At 37.4% G+C, this 13,061-nt stretch carries 14 protein-coding genes; 8 read left to right on the forward strand and 6 right to left on the reverse strand.

The features are described from left to right. The first annotated feature begins 16 nt into the window (after positions 1-16). From dnaG to ACUN24_RS07210, 3 genes are all read left to right on the forward strand, one after another. The gene (gene dnaG / locus ACUN24_RS07200) at positions 17-1,996 is read left to right on the forward strand and encodes a DNA primase (protein WP_445561870.1); all 1,980 of its coding nucleotides are present in this window, start codon (positions 17-19) and stop codon (positions 1,994-1,996) included. Between the two features lie 97 nt (positions 1,997-2,093). Beyond that, on the forward strand, positions 2,094-2,459 hold the full coding sequence (locus ACUN24_RS07205) for a YraN family protein (RefSeq protein ID WP_445561871.1): 366 nt from the start codon (positions 2,094-2,096) through the stop codon (positions 2,457-2,459). After that, positions 2,437-3,519 carry a glutaminyl-peptide cyclotransferase gene (locus tag ACUN24_RS07210; protein ID WP_445561872.1) on the forward strand — a complete coding sequence of 361 codons (1,083 nt, stop codon included), beginning with the start codon at positions 2,437-2,439 and terminating at the stop codon, positions 3,517-3,519. The genes ACUN24_RS07205 and ACUN24_RS07210 overlap by 23 nt, the downstream gene beginning before the upstream one ends. Positions 3,520-3,607: 88 nt before the next feature. Here the strand turns inward: ACUN24_RS07210 and ACUN24_RS07215 are convergent, their stop codons facing one another. The 4 genes from ACUN24_RS07215 to ACUN24_RS07230 form a co-directional block, all read right to left on the reverse strand. After that, positions 3,608-4,138, reverse strand: coding sequence for a DUF4251 domain-containing protein (locus ACUN24_RS07215; protein ID WP_445561873.1), 531 nt, complete (start codon positions 4,136-4,138; stop codon positions 3,608-3,610). 97 nt (positions 4,139-4,235) lie between these two features. Beyond that, positions 4,236-4,868: a hypothetical protein gene (locus tag ACUN24_RS07220; protein WP_445561874.1), complete on the reverse strand. Its 633-nt coding sequence runs from the start codon at positions 4,866-4,868 to the stop codon at positions 4,236-4,238. A 91-nt stretch (positions 4,869-4,959) separates the two neighbouring features. After that, positions 4,960-5,301: a TfoX/Sxy family protein gene (locus ACUN24_RS07225; RefSeq protein WP_445561875.1), complete on the reverse strand. Its 342-nt coding sequence runs from the start codon at positions 5,299-5,301 to the stop codon at positions 4,960-4,962. Next, positions 5,298-5,897 (reverse strand): hypothetical protein, encoded by a 600-nt coding sequence (locus ACUN24_RS07230; protein WP_445561876.1) that lies wholly within the window; start codon positions 5,895-5,897, stop codon positions 5,298-5,300. The genes ACUN24_RS07225 and ACUN24_RS07230 overlap by 4 nt, the downstream gene beginning before the upstream one ends. A gap of 85 nt (positions 5,898-5,982) precedes the next feature. Here ACUN24_RS07230 and ACUN24_RS07235 point away from each other — a divergent pair, with 85 nt between their 5' ends. The 5 genes from ACUN24_RS07235 (at position 5,983) to ACUN24_RS07255 (ending at position 10,984) form a co-directional block, all read left to right on the forward strand. Continuing rightward, positions 5,983-6,591, forward strand: a complete 609-nt coding sequence (locus ACUN24_RS07235) for a ribonuclease HII (protein ID WP_445561877.1) — start codon at positions 5,983-5,985, stop codon at positions 6,589-6,591. Positions 6,592-6,613: 22 nt separating this feature from the next. Further along, complete coding sequence (locus ACUN24_RS07240; RefSeq protein ID WP_445561878.1) at positions 6,614-7,816, forward strand: glycosyltransferase family 4 protein; 1,203 nt, start codon at positions 6,614-6,616, stop codon at positions 7,814-7,816. A 258-nt stretch (positions 7,817-8,074) separates the two neighbouring features. Continuing rightward, positions 8,075-9,154, forward strand: coding sequence for a glycine cleavage system aminomethyltransferase GcvT (gene gcvT / locus ACUN24_RS07245; protein ID WP_445561879.1), 1,080 nt, complete (start codon positions 8,075-8,077; stop codon positions 9,152-9,154). A gap of 35 nt (positions 9,155-9,189) precedes the next feature. Next, positions 9,190-10,254 (forward strand): PDDEXK nuclease domain-containing protein, encoded by a 1,065-nt coding sequence (locus tag ACUN24_RS07250; protein WP_445561880.1) that lies wholly within the window; start codon positions 9,190-9,192, stop codon positions 10,252-10,254. 10 nt (positions 10,255-10,264) lie between these two features. Then, positions 10,265-10,984 carry a 2-phosphosulfolactate phosphatase gene (locus ACUN24_RS07255; RefSeq protein ID WP_445561881.1) on the forward strand — a complete coding sequence of 240 codons (720 nt, stop codon included), beginning with the start codon at positions 10,265-10,267 and terminating at the stop codon, positions 10,982-10,984. A gap of 145 nt (positions 10,985-11,129) precedes the next feature. On the opposite strand, the gene ACUN24_RS07260 is transcribed toward ACUN24_RS07255, so the two are convergent. Both ACUN24_RS07260 and ACUN24_RS07265 read right to left on the reverse strand, forming a co-directional pair. Further along, entirely contained in the window at positions 11,130-12,047 is a 918-nt protein-coding gene (locus ACUN24_RS07260; RefSeq protein WP_445561882.1) for a hypothetical protein, read from the reverse strand. 72 nt (positions 12,048-12,119) lie between these two features. Beyond that, on the reverse strand, positions 12,120-12,914 hold the full coding sequence (locus tag ACUN24_RS07265; protein WP_445561883.1) for a M12 family metallopeptidase: 795 nt from the start codon (positions 12,912-12,914) through the stop codon (positions 12,120-12,122). Between the last annotated feature and the right edge of the window lie 147 nt (positions 12,915-13,061).

The raw sequence follows: 13,061 nt of genomic DNA on the forward strand, positions 1-13,061 counted from the left end.
ACGGACAATAATAAGTATGATAAACCGCGAAACGATAGATAAGATAATGGATACCGCCCGTATTGAGGAGGTAGTTGGGGATTTTGTGCACTTAAAAAAACGCGGAACCAGTTTAATTGGTAATTGCCCTTTCCATGGCGAAAAAACACCTTCCTTTCACGTATCTGTAACTAAAGGCATTTACAAATGCTTTGGTTGTGGCAAAGGGGGCGATTCGGTACGCTTTATTATGGATCATGAAAAATATTCATATCCGGAAGCACTTAAATTTTTAGCCAATAAATACAATATAGAAGTTGAGGAAGCCGAATTAAGCCCTCAGGATGCCGAAGCACAAAGTGCAAAAGAAAGCCTCTATGTTGTTTCGCAGTATGCTGCTGCATTTTTTGTAAAACAGCTCTGGGAGACAGACGAGGGTAGAGGCATAGGCCTCAGCTATTTTAAAGAGCGTGGTTTTAGAGAAGACATCCTAAAAAAATTCGAGGTTGGTTATTCTCCTGATGTCTGGGATGCGATGACGCAAAGCGCAACCAATGCAGGTCATAAATTAGAGTTTTTAGAAGCTACAGGATTATCCATTAAAAACGATAATGGTAAAATTTACGATCGCTTTCGCGGTCGGGTAATGTTTCCTATCCACAACTTTACCGGCCGGATTATAGGCTTTGGAGGCAGAACGCTAAAAACGGATAAAAACGTTCCAAAATATGTAAACTCGCCTGAAAGCGAAATTTACCACAAGTCGAACGTGCTTTACGGCTTATTTCATGCCAAAAAAGCCATCCGCGATTTAGATAACTGTTACCTGGCCGAAGGTTATGCAGATGTGCTTTCGGTGCACCAGGCCGGAATAGAAAACGTAGTGGCCTCATCAGGTACTTCGTTAACGGTAGAGCAGATTAAACTGATTGGCCGTTTTACCCAGAACATTACCATTTTGTTTGATGGCGATGCTGCGGGGATTAAAGCCTCACTCCGTGGTCTGGATATGATTTTGGAAGAAGGACTGAATGTGAAAATCGTTTCCTTCCCCGATGGCCATGATCCTGATTCGTATATGCATCATGTGGGAGCCGGGGCATTTAAAACCTATCTTGAGGAGAATAGGAAAGATTTTATTTTATACAAGGCGAATGTGCTGCTTAAAGATGCGGGCAACGATCCGATCAAACGGGCAGGCATTATCCGCGATATTGTAGAAAGTATTGCTAAAATTCCAGATCCTATTAAAGCTTCCGTTTTTATCCGTGAGTGTAGCAGTTTGCTCGAAATTGATGAGCATATCTTACTGAGCGAATTAAATAAAATGCGCTCGACAAAGCTTAAGAAAAGTTTTGATAACAACCAACGTGCAACGCCTTCTTCAAGTCCAAAGCAATATTCTTCGGGTGCACCAGAGCCACTTGGTCCGCCAGATGATTTATGGGATGACAGCGCAGGCCCTATGGGCCATGAGCAACCTGTAGAGGATAATGAGCATCAGGAAAAGGAAATTGTCCGTTTGTTACTGGCTTTTGGCCACGAATTTGTAAACTGGGATAAAATTGACGACATGTACATTGGCTCCTTCATTATGCAGAACTTGAGCGATGTTGAATTTGATGATCCACTTTGTAAAAGAATTATCGATTATTATAAATCAGAAATCGACAACGGCAGATTGCCCACGTCGAACCACTTTGTTAAACATGAGGATAGGGATATTGCCGATCTGGCCATTACACTTTCAACTTCAGAATATGCATTGAGTGAAAACTGGTTAAATAAACACCTGATTTATGTTAAAGATGAATCGATGAATTTAAAAGCGACTATTTTAGGTGGTATTTTTCACCTCAAAAAACGTAAAGTCGAAAAGATATTAATGAACCTGTTGAAAGAAATTAAAGAAGAAAAGAACGAGGATAACCAAATGATTTTAATGCAACGTTATGGAGTGATTAAAGGTGTAGAGAGAGAAATTTCTAAGTTCCTGGGCTCTGTGATCGTTAAATAAATTAGTGAATGATAGAATATTGAAGGATAGAATTGGAAAATAGAAATACATTTGAAAAGATTCACTCATTCAAAATTCAATCATTCAATAATTAGATATGGCAGTTCACAATGATTTAGGTAGAGAAGGCGAAAAAATTGCCAAACAATATCTGGAAGATAATGGATACGAAATTTTAGATGAAAACTGGACGCATGGTAAAGCCGAGGTCGATTTAATTGTATATAAAAACGGCATCATGGTTTTTGTAGAGGTTAAATCCCGGAGCTCGGTTGCTTTTGGCGAACCAGAAGAATTTGTACACAAAGCAAAACAAATTCAGATGGAATTGGCTGCTAATGCCTATATTGAAATCATGAATCATCAAAATGATATCCGTTTTGATATTATTGCGATTATCTTTACAAAAAATAAAAATTATAATTTAAACCATATAGAAGATGCGTTTTGGCCTGAAGATTAACCCCATTAAAAGTTTCTTATTTATCGGAATTGCACTTGCATTCGTGAGTTCTTGTAAAGACAGTTCTACCACAACTTACCGTAGTTTTCTTTCGCCGATGACTGGCCTTAATGTGCCATCAGGAAACGAATTTGATGTAAAAGTGCAGTTTGGAGCTGAACCCAAAGTAGATTCTGTAGTTTACCTGATCGATACCATCAAATTGGTTTCAAAAACCGATACTTCAGCCATCAAACTTAAAACAGCGGGTTTAAAATTGGGTAATCACCTGTTAACTGCTAAAATATTTGGAGATGGGAAGTCAGAGGAGTTAACTTCAAATATTAATGTTTTAGCGGCCCAGGCGCCAGTTGAGTATACTTATAAAGTGATTAAGACCTTGCCTCACGATACCTCTTCGTACGTAGAAGGTTTAGAATATCATGACGGCTTTTTCTACGAGAGTGCCGGCGATTATGGCCATTCGAGTCTGCGTAAAGTAGAACCATTAACAGGTAAAATCCTTCAGAAAGCAGATTTGGATAAGCAATATTTTGGTGAGGGCATCACAGTAATCGGCAATAAAATTATTCAGTTAACTTATCGCGAAAAAGTAGGCTTTGTTTATGATAAAGCTACGTTTAAAAAAATATCTGAATTTTCCTACACCACCGGCAGAGAAGGATGGGGCTTGGCTTTTGACGGAGAGAAAGTATTGAATACCGATGGTTCCAACACGATCTTTTTTCTGAATAAGGATACCTATCAGAAAATTGGTTCGATTGATGTTTTCGATAATAAGGACCCGATTCAAAATCTGAATGAACTGGAAATTATTGATGGTAAAATTTATGCAAATGTTTACACCACTAATGATATCCTGATTATTAATCCAGAAACTGGTGCTGTAGAAAGTAAGATCGATCTATCAGGCTTGTTGCCTGCTGATTACTTTAAAACCGAAGATGAAAAGGCCAATAATGTATTAAACGGAATTGCTTACGATAAGGCAGGTAAAAGGCTTTTTGTAGCTGGTAAAAAATGGCCCCATATATTTCAGATAGAGTTGGTTAAGAAATAATTTAATTATCGATATGTCACATTGAGCTTGTCGAAATGCCTTAATATGAATTTAGGCAGGCCCTTCGACAGGCTCAGGATGACAAGCCCTAATCCTGTTTCTTCGGCTCGTCTAAATAACCATTAAAAATGATGGGCTGTTTATTCATGCTGCTAGCTGTTAGCGAAGCATAACCATTGGTCGAAATATTAATGGTAAACCGATAATTTTCTCTTGTTACATCCTTTGTATTAATCTGGATAATATAGGTTCCTTTTTTATTTTTAGATTCAGTATAGGTGAAGTTTTTTGAGGTAAATTTGATACCACCTTGTGTGGGATCCATCGGGGCCGAAAAAGATCTTCCAAAATAAGGCAGATAAGCAACAATACTGTCTTTAGTAACCTTCACATCGTATTGCGATCCAGATAGGTTTATTGAAGAGCCCCCCTGACCGCCTGGCATCATTGCCAATACTCTATTAACATCATTGTTAGACATCGGCATGGCTGAGTTGGCAATAAAAGTATAATTTTTATCTGCAACGATTTTTACTGTAGTTTCTTTGTCAGTTTGGGCAAAAGAATGAAGTCCTATCGCAAGAAATGCGATGCTCAATATTAAATTTAAACGTTTCATAATGTGTGTTTTAAATGTGTGATAATTTAAAGATGCACAGATTTGAGAGATTCCATAATAGTGCCAAAAAATGAAAGGTCACGTGAATTTAACAATTTTAGTTTTTATGTAACGGATTTACCTTTTCAGAATAACTCGATTTATATAATGGATTATCTTTCTCAGTTGCCGAAGCGCCTAAAGCGGTGAATTTATAGGTGCCAACAGACAGGTTATTCAGCTCTATTTCGCCATTTTCGTCGGTAATTAAAGTGATTAAACTTCCGCCAGGATTTTTACCACCTTTAACAATTATTCCCCCGATTGGCGAGCCTGCTACCCGCGATTTGGGATTAGTGGAAGGTACTGAAATGATAAATTTATAATTCCCGATGCTGGTATTATTAAATTCTATTTCTCCATTTTCGTTGGTCACAAGTGTAAGGGTACTGCTCTCCGGGTTTTTGCCGCCTTTAACTACAATGCCACCTATTGGTTGCCCGGCCACAAAAATTACTTCGCCTGTGGTTACATCTAGCTTGCCTTTAATGGATTTCATAATGCAAGGGAAATGCGATTCCGGGTAATTTAATTTACAGTAATCGCAATAATGCCCCTCTGGAGCCTGAGTTCTTAAGGATTGCGTATTTGTTTCTTTAGTTTCTGTTGATGTACTGGTTCTTTTAACCTGAGCCTGGATGGTGAATGAAATGCATAGCAGAAATGCTGCTATAATAGCTCGTTCTTTCATAATATTTGATTAGTTAACATAAAATTAATCAAAAAATATGGCTCTTGCTAGTTTTTGAACAGTGGGATAGGGCAACAGATTGTATTTATGGTTATTTCTTTTTTGATGCCCTGGCATAGGGGTTGAAAGCCAGGGCAAGGTTTACCCAGAAATCAAGCTCATCATTCTGGCTTAAAACATCTTCTGAAACCGAAATATAACCTTTCATTGGTCTATTACCCATCACCATTTGTTCCCAGCCGTCTTTATGTGATAGGTTTTCTAAAGTGGCTGGGTCAAGCCTCACCATAATGCTGTTCTTAGAAACGCCAATGCACATTTTACCGTTCACCATAAAAATAAGTCCATTGAACATCTCTTTTTCCGCCACATCTTCAATGTGCATTAACCGCTCGGCTACTCGGAGGGTAAGGGTTTCGTTGTATATTCTCATAATTCATCTGTATGGTCTATTGAAACAAATTTGATTCCCTTTGAGATAAAGAAATCTTTAAGCATGCTAAATTTTTCTGTACAATTTTCACCTGTGTTTATTTTTTTTGAACTGAACTTCATGCCAAGGCAATCGAAGCAGATCTCAATATAAGCGATTACCTTTCTTTTTTCGTTAAAGAATAATATGGCATTATGAGGGTCATAACAGGACATTCTCTCTATAATTACTCCATATTTTTGGGATATATAACCATGATTAAAAAATAGATCTGTGAGTTTATCAATATCTGCTTTAGAAAGCCTAATTTCTTCCTTAACCATCCTGCTATCCAAAATACCTTTTTTTACAGGCAAATGGCTTGAAAATTCTGATATCGTATCTTGAAAAGATATTAAGGATACAAATTCTGTTCTATTAAAAGGGTAAAATAGTTTCCTTTGCGCAATACTATATTTATCTCTATGCATGCAATGGGAGTTCTTCTCCATTAACGAATCCTGCTCTTCAATCGATAAATTTTCTAATTCTTTTATTTGTGCAAACAATGAACTACAAATTAAAAAGAAACAGAAGGTATTTAAGATTTTTAACATGACTGAAGTTTGCTGTGTTTAAAACTAAATTACATCTTTATAAACCATTTTTCAATAATCGTACGTTATTCTTTAGATTTGCAATATGTTGTTAAACTGTTATCAGGAAGAATTATTAGAGGCCGGATGTGATGAAGCTGGAAGAGGTTGCCTCGCAGGTCCTGTTTTTGCTGCAGCGGTAATATTGCCAAAAGGTTTTGTGTTAGAGGGATTAAATGATTCTAAGCAGTTATCGCATGAGCAAAGGGCTGCTCTGAGACCCATAATAGAACAGGAAGCTTTAGCCTGGGCCGTAGCTTCTTGTGATCACGAAGAGATAGATCAGATCAACATTTTAAATGCTTCTTTTTTGGCCATGCACAGGGCGATAGAAAAATTACATACCCAACCACAATATCTGGTAATTGATGGCAATCGTTTCAAAACCTATCCGCAGATTCCGCATAGCTGTATCATTAAGGGCGATGGGAAATATTTAAATATTGCTGCTGCTTCTATATTAGCCAAAACCCACCGCGATGAATATATGACCAACCTACACGTTGATTTTCCGCATTACAATTGGCAGCAGAATAAAGGATACCCAACCATTGCACACCGTAAGGCTGTAATTGAAATCGGATTATCACCTTTTCATCGCAGAACTTTTAATGTAAGCGATCCTCAGTTGGATCTGTTTTCAAAAAACGCCTAAAATTTCGTAATTTCACAGCATTGTGAAAATTCTGTTGATTACCAAGCGGATTCCCTTTCCGCCAAATAGTGGTTATCCTATTGTGGTTTACAATACCATAAAAGGTTTGCTGCAACTTGGTGCAGATATCACTTTGTTTAGCCTCAACCCTACCAAAGGAAGAATTGATATTGAAGATATTTACGATCCTATTTTTGAACAGATTAAATACCATACCTGTGATTTAGATACCGATGTAAATGTATGGTCGGCATTTTTTAATATTTTCACCAACGAATCTTATAATGTTTCCAGGTATTACAGCGAGGATGCCGCAAGTCAGTTAGAAAATCTCTTACGCGAAAATGTGTTCGATATTATTCAATTCGAGGGGCTTTTTGTTGTTCCTTATCTGGATGTGGTTAAGGCAAACAGTAATGCCAGGCTCATCTATCGGGCACACAATATCGAATTTACCCTTTGGGAACGTCTTTCTCATTCAGAAAAGTTTTTAATCAGACGTAAATACCTGGCTTTTTTAGCCCAGCGGCTTAAGGCGTATGAAACCGATCAGATTAACCGTTTCCATCATATTTTTGCCATTAGTGAGCCCGATCGGCAAAGTATATTAAGGTTTGGCTGCGAAATTCCAATGTCGGTTTTTCCGGTTGCCATCGATTTAGAAAAATATAAAGTAGATAAAAGTAAAACCAGTTTTCCTACACTTTTTCATTTAGGTGCGATGGACTGGCGGCCAAATCAGGAAGGATTAGAATGGTTTTTGGATGATATCTGGCCCGATATCGAAAAACTAAATAAAGACCTTCGTTTTTATATCGCAGGGAAAAACATGCAGAAACATTTTTTTGAATATGATTCTGAGAACCTGATCGTAGAAGGTGAGGTATTTGATGCTGTCGAATTTATGAATTCCAAAGCAATAATGATTGTTCCTTTAATTTCTGGTACCGGTATGCGGGTTAAAATTATCGAAGGCATGGCTATGAAAAAATGTATTATTGCCACAACTACTGCGGCTGAGGGAATTAATTGCAGGCATGGGCACGACATTTTAATTGCCGATACCGCTGATGAATTTTACCGGTCAATTTTACAATGTATCATTAATCCAAAACGTTGGGTAGAGATTGGAGAGAACGCCCGTAAGACTGTCGAAAACGACCATGGTGTGCATTTAATCTCTGGTAAAATGCTGAAGATTTACGAAGAATTGGTGGGTACATAGGTGGCACTCAGAGTTGACAACTTTAATAGACATCAAGAATGAAAGTTGTCAACTCTGAGTGCCACTCTAATAGATGCTGAAACAAGTTCAGCATGACGGATGATTAGAAAAATCATCTAAAAACTCCTCAAAATTAACCCCGAAATTTTGTCTTTTTCTTAGTACTTTTGCACCCCAAGAAGAATAACGAATAAAGCTGTATAATTCACAGAATATCAGCTATACTGGCTTCATTATCATAAAAAATAGAATTTACGGATGAAAAATACCGCATTAACAGAAAAACACATCGCTTTAGGCGCTAAAATGGTTCCATTTGCAGGTTACAATATGCCTGTTACTTACGAAGGTATTAATGCCGAACACGCAACTGTTCGTAACGGTGTAGGTGTTTTTGATGTAAGCCACATGGGCGAATTTATTCTTAAAGGTGAAAACGCATTGGATCTTATTCAGCGCGTAACCAGTAACGATGCTGCTAAATTATATGATGGAAAAGTTCAGTACTCTTGCCTTCCAAATCAAGATGGTGGTATTGTAGATGATCTATTGGTTTACAAAATAGATGATAAAAGCTATATGTTGGTGGTAAATGCATCTAACATTGAAAAAGACTGGAACTGGATTCAGCAGTTTAATACAGAAGGTGTAGAAATGCACAATATTTCTGATCAAACCTCTCTTTTAGCCATTCAAGGTCCAAAAGCAGCTGATGCTTTACAAAGCTTAACCGATGTTGATTTGGCACCAATGGAATATTATACTTTTGTTAAAGGTACCTTTGCTGGCGTTGATAACGTGGTTATTTCTGCAACAGGTTATACCGGAGCTGGTGGTTTTGAGATTTACTTCGAAAACCAATATGCAGATCAGATCTGGGATGCTATTTTTAAGGCGGGTGCACCATACAACATTAAGCCAATTGGATTAGGTGCCCGTGATACTTTGCGTTTGGAAATGGGTTTCTGTTTATACGGAAATGATATTGATGATACGACTTCACCAATTGAGGCAGGTTTAGGCTGGATTACTAAATTTTCTAAATCTTTTACCAATTCGGAGGCACTATTAGCGCAGAAAGAAGCTGGGATTCAAAAGAAATTGGTTGGTTTCGAAATGATCGATCGGGGTATTCCGCGCCATGATTATGAAATTGCTGATGCCGAAGGAAATATTATTGGTAAAGTAACTTCTGGTACCCAGGCACCATCATTACAAAAAGCAATAGGTATGGGCTACATCGCAAAAGATTTCACTAAAGAAGGAACTGAAGTTTTTATTTTAATCCGCAATACGCCAATTAAAGCTAAAGTGGTTAAGTTTCCTTTTTATAAATAGGATTTATAGTTAAAGCAGCAATATTTTTTGAAGTGATGGAACTGGAAGAAAATAAATATAATGAGCTGCTTTACCACATTGGGTCAACTTTACAAACGGCGAAGCAGAATGCGATAAAAGCAATTAATGTTGAACTGATTATTGCCAATTGGAAAATTGGAAGATATATTGTTGATTTTGAACAACACGGCAAACAGAGAGCCGAGTATGGTAAGGAATTGTTGGTAACGCTTTCTGCAGATTTGAAGTTAAAATTTGGCAAAGGATTTAGCCGGTCAAGTTTGCAGCTTATGCGTTTGTTTTACATAAACTATCCTAAATTTCAGCCCTTAGCAGACGAAGATTTAATTCGCCAGACAGTGTCTGGCGAATTCCCAAAACGCCAAACACCGTCTGGCGTTTTTCTTAGCTGGAGTCATTATGCAGAACTCTTAACTATTTCTGATCAGCTCTCCAGAAGTTTTTATGAAGCACAGGCTATAAAAGAAAATTGGAGTTTTAGAGAAATGAAACGCCAAATTGATTCAGCTTTATTCCAAAGACTAGCGCTAAGCAAAGATAAAGAAGGTGTACTAACTTTAGCCAAAAAAGGTCAAGTAATTAATAGCTCTGATGATTTAATCAGAGATCCTTATGTTTTTGAGTTTTTGAACATCCCTACAGGCAGTATCATTAAAGAGTCGGGACTAGAGAAAAAACTTATTGATAATCTCCAAAAATTTCTATTGGAGCTTGGTAAGGGCTTTTCATTTGTCGCGAGACAGTTTAAAATAACTGTTGATAATGAACACATGTTCGTCGATATCGTATTTTATCACCGAATACTCCGGTGTTTTGTATTGATTGATTTAAAAACAAAAAAGGTAAAACATCAGGATATCGGCCAAATGAATTTTTATCTCAACTATTTTAAAGAAGAAGAAAATGTTGAGGGCGATAACGACCCCATTGGGATAATTATTGCTGCAGATAAAAATGAGTTTTTGGTTAAGTATGCAACTGGTGGACTATCCAATAAAATATTCGTGTCCAAATATCAACTTTATTTACCTGATCAAAAACTCCTGGAAGAAAAGGTAAAAGAAATTATTAATGAATAAATCTCATCGCATGTCAAAAAAAATAGAAGTTTGTTTAACACCAGCCCTGATCGATTTATATGATATCGAACAAAGTATTGTAGTGGTTATCGATATTTTGAGAGCTACCTCCTCTATTACTTATGGAATAGATAATGGTGCTGAAGCGATTATTCCAGTGGCCCAGGTAGAAGATTGTTTAAACTATCGCGATAGCGGATTTTTATTGGCAGCAGAACGAAATGGAGAGGTTGTAGAAGGATACGATTTTGGTAACTCGCCGTTCTCTTATACCCTTGAAAAAGTAAAAGGAAAAACAGTCGTTTTAACCACTACCAATGGGACAAAAGCTTTGCATCTGGCACAGAAAAGAGCTTACCAGGTTGTGATCGGGTCATTCCTTAATTTAGATTCGCTTTGCGATTATCTGAAAAGTCAGGATAAAAATGTGCTTTTGCTTTGCGCAGGTTGGAAAGATCAGTTTAATTTAGAAGATACCCTTTTTGCCGGAGCGGTGGTAAATAATCTCCGTCAGAATTTTGAACATTTTGATGATTCTAGCGTGGCTGCTGAAGATTTGTATTCTTTGGCTAAAGCAGATCTGAGAAAATACCTTCACAAATCATCGCATAGCCATCGCTTGGCGCAGTTGAATATAGAGGAAGATGTTGTTTTCTGTTTGCAGCTAAACCTGTGCAAAACAATTCCGGTATTGGAAGGCGAACGTTTGGTGGCCTTAAAAACTAATTAATATAATCCTCATTTGTAACGAGGATTGTGGAGAACCACATTTGTAATGTGGTTGCATCAGTCACAAGAATTGTTTCCTCTCGGCGATCAAATCGCCATTCTCTTTTATCCTCGTTGCAATCGAGGACAATGAGGTAGTCTTAAAATTAAAAGCTGAAATTTAGCCCTAATAATACTGCGTTTTTTCTAAAATTTGCACCATTAAATTGAGTTTCCTCTGTAACGCGGCTATTAAAATAAGCTTTATCTACACCAGAGTAAGTGTTGATATTATTGATCTTATAGTCAACTTCTACCCGTAAACTTTTGTTTACTGGTACAGCAAGATTGATATCGCCACTTAGCGAAAAGGAATTTGCCTTATGTGTAAAGCTTACCGGTTTTGCAAAATCGGGAATTAAATTCCAGTTGGCTTTTGCTGAATAAGTATAAAAACCGCCTAATATTGTAGTGCCTATACTGAATTTCTGCATTTTAAGAACGAGTTCTGCTCCAAAATCGAATCCTTTATATCTTGCTTGATATGTAGAGTTTAAGCCTTTGCTGTCAGGGTTATTTGCACTTTCTAACAGATGAAATTTTTGTTGATGGTATGAAAGTCCAACAATTGGATTGATGTTAAAATCGCCAAATTTTAGCAGTTGATAACTGAACTGTAAATCGGCATCATATAAGTAACCTTTATTTGCGTTAAGGAGATCGTAATAAAATGCATTCTGCCTGTTATCATCTGCGTAATCGGTATCTTCTGCCTCGCCCTTTGTTATGCTGCTGTATTGGTTGGTGGCTTTAACACTGAACCGCCTGGTAATATTGTATTTGATGTCCAGGCCAAAACCAGGCCCTTTAAGATTTTTCCAGATCAGTTCTGATAGTACATTCGGACTGGTTCCGGTCGCATTGCCGGCAATAGACCAATCGAATTTAGATTGCTGGAGACCGATATAAGGTTTTACGCTCCACCTGTGAGGGATGTCTTGTGCTGATATGACTTTACAGGATAGGATAAGGATTGAGCAGGCTAAAAACTGTTTAAAAAAGGAAATCCGCAAAGCAATCTGCATATCTAATTTTTATTTTATAGCAGTAAAATACACATAGTGGCCAATTATACCACTATGTGTAATTATTTATTTTTAAAATGGATATACTGAAGCAATAAATGTTTTATCAGTAGGAGATAGTACAGTATTCCATCCCACTTCGTAATCACCGATGGTTAATTCGTTTGGAACAGCATAGTGCATGATCGAATTTTTATCATAAGCGCTATAATTGGTTTGGGTAGTAGTGTATTTTGCAAATAAGGCATTATCTACTTCTGCCTGGCTCCAGTAATTTGGAGCAGCTGCGTAATAAGCATAAACAGCAGGTTTATCCCAGGGAATAGCTACCAATGGGTGTTGGTGTTCATGGATCAATCCTAAGGCATGGCCGAATTCGTGGATTACTACGCGGCTATATTCAGAATCTGCTGTACTTGCAGTTAGCCAGCCGTAGTTCATGGTAGCACCGGTGCTAGGCGTTGATTTTCCTATGTAAGACCATGATCCATCTCCATCTACAAAACTTACCCTGATTTTGGCTGTATTGTCGTTTGTTACAAAGTTGAATTTGATGTTGGCATATTGTTCCCAAGCCTTTGCGTATTGGATTACTTTAGCCCTGATGGCTGCTGTGCTTCCGTTTAAACTTACCTTAATTGTAGTCCCTGGAGTCCATTTTGTCGACTTTAACACCGCGCCTCTAGGGGTAGTGCCATCTAATGACCTTTCTGTGCAGATCTGAATATTACCAAGTGGATTCACAGCAGCTATTTCTGGTTTTTCTAAATCTGCAGTTTCTGTAGGCCTTTCTTTTTTACAAGCGTATAATACTGTAGATAGGGCAAGTGCGGTTAATAAGGTTTTATTTAATTTTAAAAATTTCATGTTTAGGTTTTTTTTAGGTTAATAATGGATCTGATTTTTGACTGAAAGTCATTTAGAAAATAGTGAATACAGGAATTCTTCTTCTTTGGAAAAGAATAAATTGGTTGAAAAACATAATAGACATTTAGGTTAATTTCCTCTGCGCTT

Source organism: Pedobacter sp. WC2501 (genome assembly GCF_052682415.1).